Annotated in this window: 11 protein-coding genes and 1 pseudogene; 4 read left to right on the top strand and 8 right to left on the bottom strand. The window is 66.1% G+C overall.

Annotated elements, in window-relative coordinates:
* Positions 1-106 precede the first annotated feature (106 nt).
* Positions 107-322 (top strand): annotated as a pseudogene (locus AB4850_RS24515) (aldo/keto reductase); the annotation flags it as partial.
* A 218-nt stretch (positions 323-540) separates the two neighbouring features.
* On the opposite strand, the gene AB4850_RS24510 reads toward AB4850_RS24515, so the two are convergent.
* Both AB4850_RS24510 and uraH read right to left on the bottom strand, forming a co-directional pair.
* A complete protein-coding gene (locus tag AB4850_RS24510) occupies positions 541-1,734 on the bottom strand; it encodes a urate hydroxylase PuuD (RefSeq protein ID WP_414442086.1) in 1,194 nt (397 codons plus the stop codon).
* A 68-nt stretch (positions 1,735-1,802) separates the two neighbouring features.
* Positions 1,803-2,156, bottom strand: coding sequence for a hydroxyisourate hydrolase (gene uraH, locus AB4850_RS24505; RefSeq protein WP_414442085.1), 354 nt, complete (start codon positions 2,154-2,156; stop codon positions 1,803-1,805).
* 560 nt (positions 2,157-2,716) lie between these two features.
* Between uraH and AB4850_RS24500 the strand changes: the two genes are divergently transcribed.
* A complete protein-coding gene (locus AB4850_RS24500) occupies positions 2,717-4,126 on the top strand; it encodes an 8-oxoguanine deaminase (RefSeq protein WP_414442084.1) in 1,410 nt (469 codons plus the stop codon).
* A 39-nt stretch (positions 4,127-4,165) separates the two neighbouring features.
* On the opposite strand, the gene AB4850_RS24495 is transcribed toward AB4850_RS24500, so the two are convergent.
* Together AB4850_RS24495 and AB4850_RS24490 are read right to left on the bottom strand one after the other, a co-directional pair.
* Positions 4,166-5,095 carry a LysR substrate-binding domain-containing protein gene (locus AB4850_RS24495; protein ID WP_414442083.1) on the bottom strand — a complete coding sequence of 310 codons (930 nt, stop codon included), beginning with the start codon at positions 5,093-5,095 and terminating at the stop codon, positions 4,166-4,168.
* A 162-nt stretch (positions 5,096-5,257) separates the two neighbouring features.
* Positions 5,258-5,467 carry a dodecin gene (locus tag AB4850_RS24490; RefSeq protein ID WP_414442082.1) on the bottom strand — a complete coding sequence of 70 codons (210 nt, stop codon included), beginning with the start codon at positions 5,465-5,467 and terminating at the stop codon, positions 5,258-5,260.
* Positions 5,468-5,541: 74 nt separating this feature from the next.
* Between AB4850_RS24490 and AB4850_RS24485 the strand changes: the two genes are divergently transcribed.
* Positions 5,542-6,462, top strand: a complete 921-nt coding sequence (locus tag AB4850_RS24485) for an NAD(P)-dependent oxidoreductase (protein ID WP_414442081.1) — start codon at positions 5,542-5,544, stop codon at positions 6,460-6,462.
* 103 nt (positions 6,463-6,565) lie between these two features.
* On the opposite strand, the gene AB4850_RS24480 is transcribed toward AB4850_RS24485, so the two are convergent.
* The 4 genes from AB4850_RS24480 to AB4850_RS24465 all read right to left on the bottom strand — a co-directional run bounded on the left by AB4850_RS24480 (position 6,566) and on the right by AB4850_RS24465 (position 10,081).
* Positions 6,566-7,006 (bottom strand): hypothetical protein, encoded by a 441-nt coding sequence (locus tag AB4850_RS24480; RefSeq protein WP_414442080.1) that lies wholly within the window; start codon positions 7,004-7,006, stop codon positions 6,566-6,568.
* A gap of 399 nt (positions 7,007-7,405) precedes the next feature.
* Entirely contained in the window at positions 7,406-7,852 is a 447-nt protein-coding gene (mscL, locus tag AB4850_RS24475; RefSeq protein WP_414442079.1) for a large conductance mechanosensitive channel protein MscL, read from the bottom strand.
* A 217-nt stretch (positions 7,853-8,069) separates the two neighbouring features.
* The gene (locus AB4850_RS24470) at positions 8,070-9,308 is read right to left on the bottom strand and encodes a tetratricopeptide repeat protein (protein WP_414442078.1); all 1,239 of its coding nucleotides are present in this window, start codon (positions 9,306-9,308) and stop codon (positions 8,070-8,072) included.
* A 92-nt stretch (positions 9,309-9,400) separates the two neighbouring features.
* Positions 9,401-10,081, bottom strand: coding sequence for a PspA/IM30 family protein (locus AB4850_RS24465; protein WP_414442077.1), 681 nt, complete (start codon positions 10,079-10,081; stop codon positions 9,401-9,403).
* A gap of 574 nt (positions 10,082-10,655) precedes the next feature.
* Between AB4850_RS24465 and AB4850_RS24460 the strand changes: the two genes are divergently transcribed.
* Positions 10,656-13,163, top strand: a complete 2,508-nt coding sequence (locus AB4850_RS24460; protein ID WP_414442076.1) for a penicillin-binding protein 1A — start codon at positions 10,656-10,658, stop codon at positions 13,161-13,163.
* Positions 13,164-13,201: the final 38 nt, after the last annotated feature.

Below are 13,201 nucleotides of genomic sequence, written 5' to 3'. Positions count from 1 at the left end.
GTAATGGCCAGGAAGGCCCTGCGAACCTCGGTTCGCAGGGCCTTCCTGCTTTCGGACGCCGTTTTGCAGCGTCATCCAACTTCTGAACAACGTGGTGATTCGCGAGGTCGAGAAAATCGCACTGGTGCGCGGTGTGCCGATGGCCCAGGTGGCGCTTGCCTGGGTGCTCGCCAAGGCCGGAGTGTCGGCGCCGATCGTGGGCGCGTCCAAGACGCGTCATCTCGATGATGCGGTCGCCGCGCTCGGCGTCAAACTGAGTGCCGAGGAGATCGAGGTGCTCGAAGCCGCCTACGTGCCGCATGCGATTACGGGATTCGAGTAAGCGGCAAGCGTAACGCTGCCCGAATTCGGTGTGGGCGGTGTATCTCCTCCGGTCGATGTCCGTTCCACTGAAGCGAGACGCGAGCCGGCATCGATGCCGATCGTCGTCGCGGGCCCGCAACGGACCTGAAGATTTCTGCCTGGGACGATCGGCCCACCCCGAAAGCAAAACGGGTTCGCCATCGGCGAACCCGTTCCGGTTGCAGACCCACGCGGCGCTTATTTCGCCGCACCTCCCTCGAACCAGGCCGCGATCTTGGTCCGCTCGTCGTCGGTCATGTGCGTGACGTTCCCGATCGGCATCGCCTTCAACTGCACGGCCTGCTGATAAATACGCTGCCCATTCTGCGCGATTTCGTCGGGCGTATCGAACATCACGCCGGCCGGGGCGCTGCCCATCATCGTCGGCTTGGCCGAGTGGCATGCCACGCAGCGCTGCTGCATGACCGGCTCGATGTCCTTCACCGTCAGCTTCGGCAGGTTGGCCGCTTCGGCTTGCGGCGCGACCGGGCGCGGCATGGTCCAGATCAGTGCGACGAACATCAGTGTCAAGCCGCCGAGCGGCAGATACCAGAGCTGCTGGCCGCGATGGCGCATCACGAAGAACTGCCGGATCAGCGCGCCCGCCAGCATGATCAGCACCAGCACGATCCAGTTGTAGCGGTTCGTGTAGGTCATCGCGTAGTGGTTCGACAGCATCGCGAACACCACCGGCAGCGTGAAATACGTGTTGTGCACCGAGCGCTGCTTGCCGCGCTTGCCGTAGATCGGGTTCGGCGTTTCGCCCTTGAGCATCTTGTCGACCATCTTGCGCTGGCCAGGGATGATCACGAAGAACACGTTGGCCGTCATGATCGTTGCCAGCATCGCGCCCACGATCAGATACGCCGCGCGCCCCGAGAAGATGTGGCACGCGAGCCAGGCGGCCGCCACCACGTACAGCCCGACGAACACGCCGAGCAGGCGGTCGCGGTTGCCGAGCAGGCGGCACGCGCAGTCGTAGACGATCCAGCCCGCCATCAGGAAGCCGAGCGCCGAGGCCACGGCCACCACCGGCCCCATGTCGAGCACGTTGCGGTCGATCAGGTAGGTGTTCGGCGCAAGCAGGTAGAGCACGAAGAACAGGCCGAAGCCGGACATCCACGTGGTGTACGACGGCCATTTCGACCAGTGCAGGTCTTCCGGCATTTCGGGCGGTGCAACGGTGTACTTCTGCATGTTGTAGAAGCCGCCGCCGTGCACGTGCCACAGCTCGCCGAACACGCCGCGCTGGCGCTGGTTCGGATCCTTGGGCGGCTTCAGGCTGTTGTCGAGGGCAACGAAATAAAACGATTCGCCGATCCAGGCAATTGCGACGATGACGTGCAACCAGCGCAGTGCGAGGTTCAGCCAGTCGGTGATGAAACCTTCCATGAAACTCCTCCGGACAGACTCAAGTTCTTGTTATCGGTGTGATCGGGTGGGGATCGTGCGCCGGGGTGTCAACTGCCGCGATAGGTGCTGTACGACCACGGCGAGACGAGCAGCGGCACGTGGTAGTGCGCGCCGGCATCGGCCACGCCGAAGCGCAGCACGACGCGATCGACGAAGCGCGGCTCGGGCACCTTGACGCCGATCGCGGCGAAGTAATCGCCGGCATGGAAGGTCAGTTCGTATTCGCCGGCGACGAGCGCCGCGCCTTCGAGCAGCGGACTGTCGCAGCGGCCGTCGTCATTGGTGGTGGCGGTGACGAGTGCGCGGCGCGCGGCGCCGTCGATCGCATGCAGTTCGATCCGGATGCCGGCGCCGGGGCGGCCGTGCGCGGTATCGAGTACGTGGGTGGTGAGCTTGCCCATTCGCCAGTGTCCTTGTGTGAATGCGATGAGTAAACGCGGCGTCGATCCAAGGGATGGCGGATCGAGGCTCCACGTTCGTGGCTACATACCCGTCGGCGGATCGAAGCGCGCGCCGAGTGGCCATTTTAAGAATGCTCGCGTCACGATTCGCCGCGCGATATAGAAGATAAGCCAGGGTGCATGAGCGGCCGCGTCACGCGCCGGGTTTGTCCGGATTGCCGGTGCAGGCAGGCACGCAGCCGGTTGTCCGAGATCCAACTTAGCCGATCATATTGCTGGCGTGAAGTGAAGTATTTGAGGTGGCGGCTTGCGTCGCGTGTCGTGGCAGGCGATGCTCGGCCGGTTCGCGCGTGGCCGCATGGGCTCGATCCCAGGAATCCTCCGGCCGCGCGCACCCCGAAGACGGCGAGCACGCCGGGTAACCGGGCCACGGGCGTTCGACAGGACGCAGCGGCACGGTCGGTGCCGCCGCATCCGTCCGGGCGCCGTTCAGCCACACGCCAGCCTCATGCGACGCATTGCAGCGCGGCACGGGCGGCGCAACCGAACGGAGATCCTCCATGACCTCATCCCGAACCGACCCCTCCGCACCGGCCGGTGCCACCCCGCGCGGCCGCACGTTGCTGGTGCGCCACGCCGACGTGCTGGTGACGATGGACGACCAGCGCCGCGAGATCCGCGACGGCGGGCTCTATATCGAAGGCAACCGCATTGTCATGGCCGGCCCGACCGACACCTTGCCTGACACGGCCGACGAGGTGCTCGACCTGCGCGGCCATCTGCTGATGCCGGGCCTCGTCAATACGCATCACCACATGTATCAGAGCCTGACGCGCGCCGTACCGGCCGCGCAGAATGCCGAGCTGTTCGGCTGGCTCACGAATCTTTACCGGATCTGGGCGCATCTGACGCCCGAGATGATCGAAATCTCGACGCTGACGGCGATGGCCGAGTTGCTGCTGTCGGGCTGCACCACGTCGAGCGACCATTTGTATCTCTACCCGAACGGCGCGCGGCTCGACGACAGCATTGCGGCCGCGCAGCGCATCGGCCTGCGCTTTCACGCGAGCCGCGGCAGCATGAGCGTCGGGCAGCGCGACGGCGGCCTGCCGCCCGATTCGGTGGTGGAGCGCGAGGACGCGATCCTCGCCGACACGCAACGCCTGATCGAGACCTATCACGACGCGGGCCGCTACGCGATGCTGCGCGTGGTGGTGGCGCCGTGCTCGCCGTTCTCGGTGAGCCGCGACCTGATGCGCGAATCGGCGAAGCTGGCGCGCGCGCACGGCGTGTCGCTGCATACGCACCTCGCGGAAAACCTCAACGATGTCGCCTACAGCCGCGAGAAGTTCGGCATGACGCCGGCCGAATACGCCGAGGATCTCGGCTGGGTCGGCCCCGATGTCTGGCATGCGCACTGCGTGCAGCTCGACGAGGCCGGCATCGCGCTGTTCGGGCGCACGGGCACGGGCGTCGCGCATTGCCCGTGCTCGAACATGCGGCTCGCGTCGGGCATCGCGCCGGTGCGGCGCATGCGGCTCGCGGGCGTGCCGGTGGGCTTGGGCGTGGACGGCTCGGCGTCGAACGATGGCGCGCAGATGGTGGCCGAGGCGCGCCAGGCGTTGCTGTTGCAGCGCGTCGGCTTCGGCCCCGATGCGATGACGGCGCGCGAGGCACTCGAAATCGCCACGCTGGGTGGCGCCAAGGTGCTCGGCCGCGACGACATCGGCGCGCTCGCGCCGGGCATGGCGGCCGACTTCGTCGCGTTCGACCTGAATCAGCCGTCGTTCGCCGGTGCGCTCCACGACCCGGTTGCGGCGCTGGTGTTCTGCGCGCCGTCGCAGGTGGCGTGGAGCGTGGTCAACGGGCGGGTGGTGGTGCGCGAAGGGCGGCTGGCGACGCTCGATCTCGGGCCGGTGATCGAGCGCCACAACGCGCTCGCGCGCAACTTGATGGAAGCGGCGCACTGAAGCTCGAGCGCAACGTCGCCTTGGCGCCCGCGCGGCCGGTCAGGCGCCGATCAGCGTGCGGGTTGCCTCGGCCACGAGGCCACGCAGCCAGCGCACTTCGTCCGAGTAATGGCAGCGTTCGTGCCAGAGCTGGTAATACTGCATCGGCGGGAAATCGAGCGGCGCGGGTATCACCGACAGCGGCAGGAATTTCGCGTAGTGATCGGCGAACAGGCGTGTGGTGGTGAAGATCAGATCCGATTTCACGAGCACGTACGGCGCGAGATTGAAGTACGGCAACGTCACGACCACATGGCGCTTGAGCCGCTCGCGCGCCAGGTGCACGTCGATCGCACCGCGCTGGCCAACCGAGTAGGGCGTTGGTGCGAGGTGCGGCGCATTGAGGTACTGATCGAGCGTCAGCCCGCCGCGCTTGGCGAACGGGTGCGCATTGCTCGTCAGGCAGACGATCTGGTCGACGAACAGGTTCGACAGGTGCAGTTGCTCGGGCGGCTCGGGCCAGTTGCCGACCACGATGTCGAGCTTGCCGTCTTCCAGCGCCAGCTCGTAGTCGAACGCGGGGCCGAGCGAATGGAATTCGAGCGTCGCGTGCGGCGCGGCCTGCCGGAAGCGCTCGACCACGGTCGGCACGAACAGCACGTTCAGGTAATCGGGGCAGCCGATCCGGTAGCAGCGGATCGAGGTGGCGGGATCGAAGTTGTGTTGCTGGAACTTGATGCGGTCGATTTCGCGCAGCGCGTTCTGTACCGGTTCGAGCAGGCGCAGGCCGTATTCGGTCGGGACCATCCCCGACTTGCCGCGCACCAGCAGCGGGTCGCCGGTGATGTCGCGCAGGCGGCGCAGTGCGGCGCTGATCGCGGGCTGTGACTGGTTCAGCTTGACCGCCGTGCGTGTGACGCTGCGTTCCATCAGCAGCGTATGCATGACGCGCAGCAGGTAGGTGTCGATCGCCTCGCGTTGTTGGCTCATTTTCTCTCCAAGTTATATATGTCCGGGCAGATCGATGGATCGTTGTGGCATACGATTTTTAATATGGATAGAAAAGAGCGTCAAGACGGCGTAAACCGCCATCGCGGCATATTGAAGCGTGCCGCGATGACGGGCTTGACTAACGGGGCCGGTCGGTTTCGGTCAATCGTCGAGACGCACGCCCACCTTCAGCGTGACCTGCCAGTGCTGGACCTGGTCGCCGTCGATGTGGCCGCGCGTCTCGACCACCTCGAACCAGTTCAGGCCGTGCAGCGTCTTGGCGGCCTTGGCGATGGCGTTGCGGATTGCGTCGTCGCTCGACTTCTGCGACGAGCCGGTCAGTTCGATCGTCTTGTAAACGTGGTCGGTCATGGTGCCTCCTGAAAAGTTGGGTTCATGCGTGCCGTGCGGCGATGCACCCGGCCGCGCATTCTTGAGTGATCGGTATGATGGGCACCGAGTTCAATCCGATTGCGAGAAACCACGTGGAAGCAGGATTTTGCGGACCGGGCCTGATGGGGGCGCCGATGATTCGGCACTGGCTGCGCGCGGGGCATGCCGTGCAGGTCTGGAACCGCTCGCGGGCCAAAGCCGAGGCGCTGGCGGGCGAGGGCGCGCAGGTGGTCGATACGCCGCGCGAGATGGCGGAGCGCGTCGACACCGTGATGCTGTGCGTACTCGACGCGGCCGCGGTGGGCGATGTGGTGTTCGGCCCGGGTGGCCTGCTGTCGGGCGAGCCGGGCACGCGGCGCTTGCGCCGCATCGTCGACCATTCGTCGATTCCGCCGGCGGCCACCCGCGACTATGCGGCGCGCGCGGCGGCGCAGCAGGTGGCGTGGATCGATGCGCCCGTGTCGGGCGGCGTGCCCGGCGCCGAGGCCGGCACGCTCGCGGTGATGGCCGGCGGCCCGCGCGAGGACATCGAAGCCGTGCGCGACTTGATCGGCGCCTATGCGTCGCGGCTCACGCATCTTGGCGACGCCGGCGCGGGGCAGACGGCCAAGCTTTGCAATCAGGCGATCGTGACGGCCACGGTGGCGGCGATCGCCGAAGCGGTGGGGCTCGCGCAAGCCAGCGGCATCGATGCGGCACGCCTGGCCGAAGCGCTCGCGGGTGGCTGGGCCGATTCGGTGCTGCTGCAAACCTTCGTGCCGCGCATGACGGCCAGCGGCCACGCACCGCTCGGCGCGTTGAGCACGTTCAAGAAGGATGCCGAAGCGGTTGCCGATGCCGCGCGCGAAGTGGGCGCGGCGATGCCGGTGGCGGGCGCGGTGCAGCAAGTGCTGCGTCTGGGTTCGGCGATGGGATTGGCCGGCGCGGATTTTTCGGCGTTCATCGATATCGTCCGTCCGCACGCGCGCGGCTGACGCATTCGCTGCCGTATCGGACGAACCGCCGCCACGGCATGCGCGCGGCGGTGTGCCCAAACGAATCGGGCCGCAATGTCGCGGCCCGTTCGATTGAATCCGGTCAGAGCGACCGGGGTGTCGTGTCGCCGGCATTCTGCCGGCCCGTGCTGCGTTCGCCGACACTCGCCCCCGCCGCGAACTCCGGCAGGATGCGGGCGCGCGCGCGGCTCGCGAACACGAGAAAGCCGAAGCCGCTCGCCTCGTACCAGTAACCGCCGTTTTCCAGCCCTTCGATCGGCTGTTCGAGCGCATTGCTGATCGATTCGATGCAGCGCTTGCGCAGGTCGGCGATGGCCGGATACGGCGGCTGCGCGCCGCGCACGGTGCACAGCAGCACGTCGAGGCCGGGCAGCACGTGGGCGTACAGCACCGGTTCGTCCTGGGCGCGGGCGCGGGAGATCTTCGTATCGAGCTGGGCGAACGGCTTCGCATGATGCAGGACGGCCAGAAACGATTCCTGGCCGTCTTCCTGCACGCGTCGGCGTTTTTTCGGAAAGGACATAAACACTCGCGTCAAAAACGATTGCAAGATTTGTGGCTTTGTCATGCGACCCACCCCCAAACCGGCTAGCGCGCCCGCATGTCGATCTTTTATAGCATACGAAAAAGCCGGCTTCACGATGTTCAGTGATGCCGAGCATTGCCGATGCGTCCCAACCCGTGATCGTCATGTAGGCGCATTGTGCGCCTTGTGTAATGTCATTGCTGTTTCATGATAGTGCGGCCAGCGCGGCATGTGCAGGCCGATTCGTAAAAAAGCGCGGTTTTTGGCGGAGAAAACGCTGAGTGTTTTCCCGCGTACGCGCGGCGCGCACGAATTGCGCTGCACCAAAGCCGGCGCAAAAAAGCCCGCGCACGGCGGGCTTTTCGGGGCGTGACGCGCGCAGGGCGCGGCGGGCGGTCAGCGGTTCTTCAGCGAATCGCGGATCTCGCGCAGCAGCATCACGTCTTCCGGCGTCGGCGGCGGCGCGGCCGGGGTGGCCGGCGCTTCTTCCGGGCGGCGCAGGCGGTTGATGAAGCGCACCATCATGAAGATGATGAACGCGAGGATGATGAAGTTGATCAGCACGGTGATGAACGAGCCATAGCCGAACAGCGCGACGCCTGCCGCCTGCAGATCCTTGTAGGAATCCGGATTGCCCTTGAAGGTCGCGGGAATCTGTCCGAGCTGGATGAACTTGTTCGAAAAATCGAGGCCACCGGTAATCACGCCGATCACCGGCATGATCAGGTCCTTGACGATGGAATCGACGATCTTCGAAAACGCGCCGCCGATGATCACGCCGACAGCCAGATCCATCACGTTGCCCTTGACGGCGAACTCCTTGAATTCCTTGACGATGCTCATATGCAGGTTTCTCCAGGGAAGGGGAAGGGGATGTGCGGCCGGACCTGCCCGCACGCGAACGCGGTCATGATAACGAACTCGATCGGACACCGAAAGTTCGTCTGAGCAATGTTAACAAAGTCCGCCGCGTTCGGCGTGCCATGAAAAACGGGCCGTTGCCGGCCCGTCGAGGTGTGCGTCGGATGCATCGCGCCATGCGCGGAGCACGGTTGCGCGCTCAGCTATTGTCCCAGTCGTCGTCGGTGCTGCCGAGATCGACGCCGCCGCTGTCGTTGCCGCTGTCCCAGTTGTCGCCCTGGCCCAGATCGAAGCTACCGTCGTTCCCGCCATTGCCGTTGTCGAACGGATTGCCGACCGAGCCCGAGCCGCGCTGGCGCTGGTCGTCGACGATCACGTCGCGCTCGACCACGCGCTCGCGGTTGCCCGACAGCGCTTCGCCGAGCAGCACGCCGGTCAGCAAGCCGCCCACGCCGCTGCCGATGCCGCCGCCCTGCTGGATCACCACCGGCGGTTGCTGCGGATACGGATACGGTGCTTGCGGCGGGTAGGGCGGATACGGCTGCTGCTGCGTCATGCGATCCGCTTCCTGAGCAAACACCGAACCCGAACCGCCGGGTGCGCCCGGTGCATTCGCGGGTGCCGCGTTCGGATCGGGGCGGCCTTCGACGCGCGCCTTCAGGCTCGCGAAGCGGTGTTCGAGATCTTCCAGCTGATACGGCGGCACCGGGTTCTTGCCGTTCGACAGCGTTTCGACGAGGTTGCGCGCCTCGCTTTCCACGGCTTCGATCTCGCCCGTCAGCGCGGACACGCCGGGTGCGGTCGAAATGCGCGCGTCGAGCTTGAGCGGGCGCGCTTCGTTGAGCAGGTCCGTGGCGCGCTTCAGTTGCGCGCGGCGTTCGTCGTCGGCGGCCTGGTTTTCGGTCGAGCGCGAACGGCGCAACGTCCAGCGCAGCACCAGCGCGATCACCACCACCAGCAGGATCAGGCCGATCCACATGCCGGCCGAGGGGCCGTGATGTGCGGGCTTGGCCGGCGCGAACTGCGCCTGTTGCGCCTGCTGCGTCAGTTGCGAATCGGTCGGCACCAGCGCGCCGCCCGAAGTGGCCGAGCGGCGTTCGCCCGAGGCGCGTTGCACGTCGGCGCGCACCTTCGATTCGGTTTGCGCGAAGGCTTGCGGGTTCGTGAAATGGAGCGTGGGGTCGAGCGACTTCGCGCGTTCGATCTCGGCGAGCGCGTCGGCCGAGCGGCCTTCGCGGTCGAGCACTTGACCGTACAGATAATGCGCGCGCGCGTTGTCGGGGTGAGCCGCGATGACTTGCGAGAGCTGGCTGTCGGCGCGTTGCCAGTTGTGCTGCTCGATCGACTGGGTGACCTGCGACAGCGAGGGCACGGCCGCGAACACGCTGGCCGAGGCGACCAGCAGCGCGATGCCTGCGGCGGCGACGAATTTCTTCATGATTGACCAGGCGGCGAGCCTGCCTCCTTGCGGGCGGAGCCACGCGAGGCCCGGGGTGAACCGGGCCTCGCGCGCGGCGGCCGGTGCGTGTGTTACTGCGCCGGCGTGTTCAGTTGCTTCTTCAGCGCTTCGAGACGATCGTCGACCGACGGGCCGCGATTGAGCGCCGCGAGCTTGTCGTCGAGCGCCTTGCCGCTGTTGGTGTCGGCCGAGTTCAGGCGGGCGTCCGAGCGGGCGTTCGACAGCGTGACCTTGTCTTCCAGCTTCTGGAAATCGCCCGACAGATCCTTGCCGCCGATGCCGCCCAGCGCCGTGGCCGCCACGTCCTTGGCCTGCGCGATTTCCTGCTTGGCTTGCAGGATGTTCGAGCGCGTGTTCAGGTCGTTGCGGCGCTGACGCATGTCGGCGATCTGCGATTTGAGCTTGGCGACCGACGGCTCCAGCGTGTCGAGTTCGTGCGCGAGCGCATCGCGTTCGACTTCGGCGTTGGTTTGCGCGGTCAGCGCCTCGCGAGCGAGCGATTCGTCGCCCGATTGCAGCGCGCGCTTCGCGCCGTCTTCGTACTTGCGCACCTTGTCGTTGGCCGCATCGCACTTGCTGCGCTGCGTGGCCACCTGCGCTTCGATCTCGATCAACGAGTTCTCGGCGCGGCCGATGCTGTCGTCGAGCTCCCGCACGATCTGGCGTGCGTCGCGCGACGGGTCCTGCACCGAATCGGCCGCATCATTCAACAGGCCTTTGAGCGTGCGCGAAATAGAGTCGAAAAGCGACATGAAACCCTCCGTGATGATGATGACGACGCGGTCGGCGACCGCGTCGGCGGCACGGCGCTGCGCGCCCGATGTGCCGGCGGATATTACACCACCGGATCGCTTAAACACCGCTTAAACACGGCGTTCGGCGTCGGCGTCGGCATGCTGATCCGCCAACGGAAAATGCGGGCGAACCGCGTGGATTTCCAGTGAAAAATACAGATGGATACAATGCTTTCGCCATTGAAAGCCGTGAAAGGCGGAAACGCGAATTCAATACGTGCATAATTGCGCGCGAAGCCGGCGCCGATTCGTGCCGGCGAAGCGCGTCGGCCGGCCCGCAAACGGGTGCGCCGGCGCCGCCTGGCACGACGCCCTGCGATGGGGCGGGTGCAGGAATTTTTTACAAAAAATCGCGAGAGGGCCGGGGTGATGTCATTAGAATGCGCTGTCACGTCGCGGGAACGGATCCACACGTGCCTGGGTCTGTCGACGTGCTACGCTCCATCCGCATCGCGTCTAGCCTGACGTATCGATCCACCCGCGCGCATCTCGCGCGCGCTTACGGTGCCGCTGCCGCGCCTGCTATTCCGACATGCCGATCATCAAACGACCGTCCGATTCCGAACCCAATTACAAGTTGCGCCGCTCGCCTTCCGGCGCGTTCTACGCGGACGACTCCGACCGCCACGGCGGCGGTGACCGTCGCGACCGCGACGACGGCGGTTCGGGCCGCCGCTCGTTCGGCGCCCGCATCGCGATCTGGTTCGCCGGGCTGGCGGTCGTCGCCGGGGTGATCGGCGCGCTGATCGTCGGCTACGCGCTGGTGGTGATGGCGCCGCAACTGCCGTCGCTCGATGCGCTGACCAACTATCAACCGAAGGTGCCGCTGCGCGTGTACACGGCCGATCACGTGCTGATCGGCGAATTCGGCGAGGAGCGCCGCAGCCTGGTGCGCTTCCAGGACATCCCCGACGTCATGAAGAAGGCGGTGCTCGCGATCGAGGATTACCGCTTCTACGAACACGGCGGCGTGGATTTTCTCGGCATCATGCGGGCCGGCGTGGCCGATCTGATGCACGGCGGCGCACGCCAGGGCGCGAGCACGATCACCATGCAGGTGGCGCGCAATTTCTTCCTGTCGAGCGAGAAGACCTACACGCGCAAGATCTACGAAATGCTGCTCGCGTACAAGATCGAGAAGACGCTGTCGAAAGACCAGATCCTCGAGCTGTACATGAACCAGATCTACCTGGGCCAGCGCGCCTACGGCTTCGCCGCCGCCGCGCGCGTGTATTTCGGCAAGGACCTGAAGGACATCACGCTGGCCGAGGCCGCGATGCTGGCCGGGCTGCCGAAGGCGCCGTCGGCCTACAACCCGGTGGTCAATCCGAAGCGCGCCAAGATCCGTCAGCAATACATCCTCCAGCGCATGCGCGAGCTCGGCTACATCACGCCGCAGCAATACGATGAAGCCGTGAAGGAAGAGATCCACACGCGCACGCCGGGCAACCAGTACGCGGTGCATGCGGAATACATCTCGGAGATGGTCCGCCAGATGATGTACGCGCAGTACAAGGACGAAACCTATACGCGCGGTTTGACGGTCACCACCACGATCAATTCGAGCGATCAGGAAGCAGCCTATCAGGCGGTGCGTCGCGGCATTCTCGATTACGAGCGCCGTCACGGCTATCGCGGCCCCGAAGGCTTCGTCGCGTTGCCGGCCGAAGGCGACGCGCGCGACGAGGCGGTCGACGACGCGCTCGCCGATCACCCCGACAACGGCGATCTGCAATCGGCGGTGGTCACCTCGGCGGCGCCCTCGGGCGTGCAGGTGCAGTTCGTGGGCGGCGAGAAGGCCAGCATCGGTGCGGCCGGGGTGCGCTTCGCGGCGGCGGCGCTGAGCCCGCGCGCCTCGGATGCACTGCGCATCAAGCCCGGCTCGATCGTGCGCGTGACCCAGGACGCGAAGGGCGCGTGGCAACTGTCGCAACTGCCGCAAGTGGAAGGCGCGCTGGTGGCGCTGGCGCCGCAGGATGGCGCGATCCGCTCGCTGGTCGGCGGCTTCGACTTCAACAAGAGCAAGTTCAACCACGTCACGCAGGCCTGGCGCCAGCCGGGTTCGAGCTTCAAGCCGTTCATCTATTCGGCCTCGCTCGACAAGGGCCTCGGGCCGGCGACCATCATCGACGATGCGCCGCTGTCGTTCCCGTCGAGCACGCCGGGCGGCGCCGCCTGGGAACCGAAGGACGACGATCAGCCCGACGGCCCGATGACGATGCGCGAAGCGCTGCGCCGTTCGAAGAACCTCGTGTCGATCCGGATTCTCGCGTCGATCGGCACCAAGTACGCGCAGGATTACGTCACGCAGCGCTTCGGTTTCGATCCGGCCAAGACGCCGCCGTACCTGCCGATGGCGCTCGGTGCGGGCCTCGTCACGCCGCTGCAATTGGCCGGTGCGTATTCGGTGTTCGCCAACGGCGGCTATCGCGTCGATCCGTACTTGATCGCCGAAGTGGACGACGCGCACGGCCAGCCGCTGCAGAAGGCGCAGCCGGCGCTCGCGGGCAGCAACGCGCAGCACACCGTCGATTCGCGCAACGCCTACATCATGAACAGTCTCCTGCATACGGTCGCGACGGCCGGTACGGGCTCCGGTTCGAACGTGCTGGGCCGCAGCGACCTGCAAGGCAAGACGGGTACCACCAACGATGCGAAGGACGGCTGGTTCGCCGGCTATCAGCAGTCGCTGGTGGCGGTGGCCTGGATGGGCTACGACCAGCCCAAGAGCCTCGGCAGCCGCGAATTCGGCGCACAACTGGCGCTGCCGATCTGGATCAGCTACATGCGCACGGCGCTGCACGGCGTGCCCGAGCAGCAGATGGCGATGCCCGACGGCGTGACCACCATCGACGGCGAGCTGTATTTCGCCGATCACACGCCGGGCAACGGGTTCGTGCCGAGCGTCGACATCAGCCAGGCCGGCAACGGCATCAACGCCAACGATGCGCTCGGCTCGGCCGGCGCCGCGGGCCTGACGCCGCCACCCGTCACGGCGCAGGAGAAGCAGCAGATCATGGACATGTTCGACAAGCCCTGATCGGCCGCGCGCCCGCTCGAAGGCGGGCGCGCGACTTG

This window comes from Burkholderia sp. 22PA0106 (assembly GCF_047497155.1).
Lineage (GTDB): Bacteria > Pseudomonadota > Gammaproteobacteria > Burkholderiales > Burkholderiaceae > Burkholderia.
The sequence above is the reverse complement of the archived record's forward strand: the minus strand, read 5'-3'. Positions and strand labels throughout refer to the sequence as shown.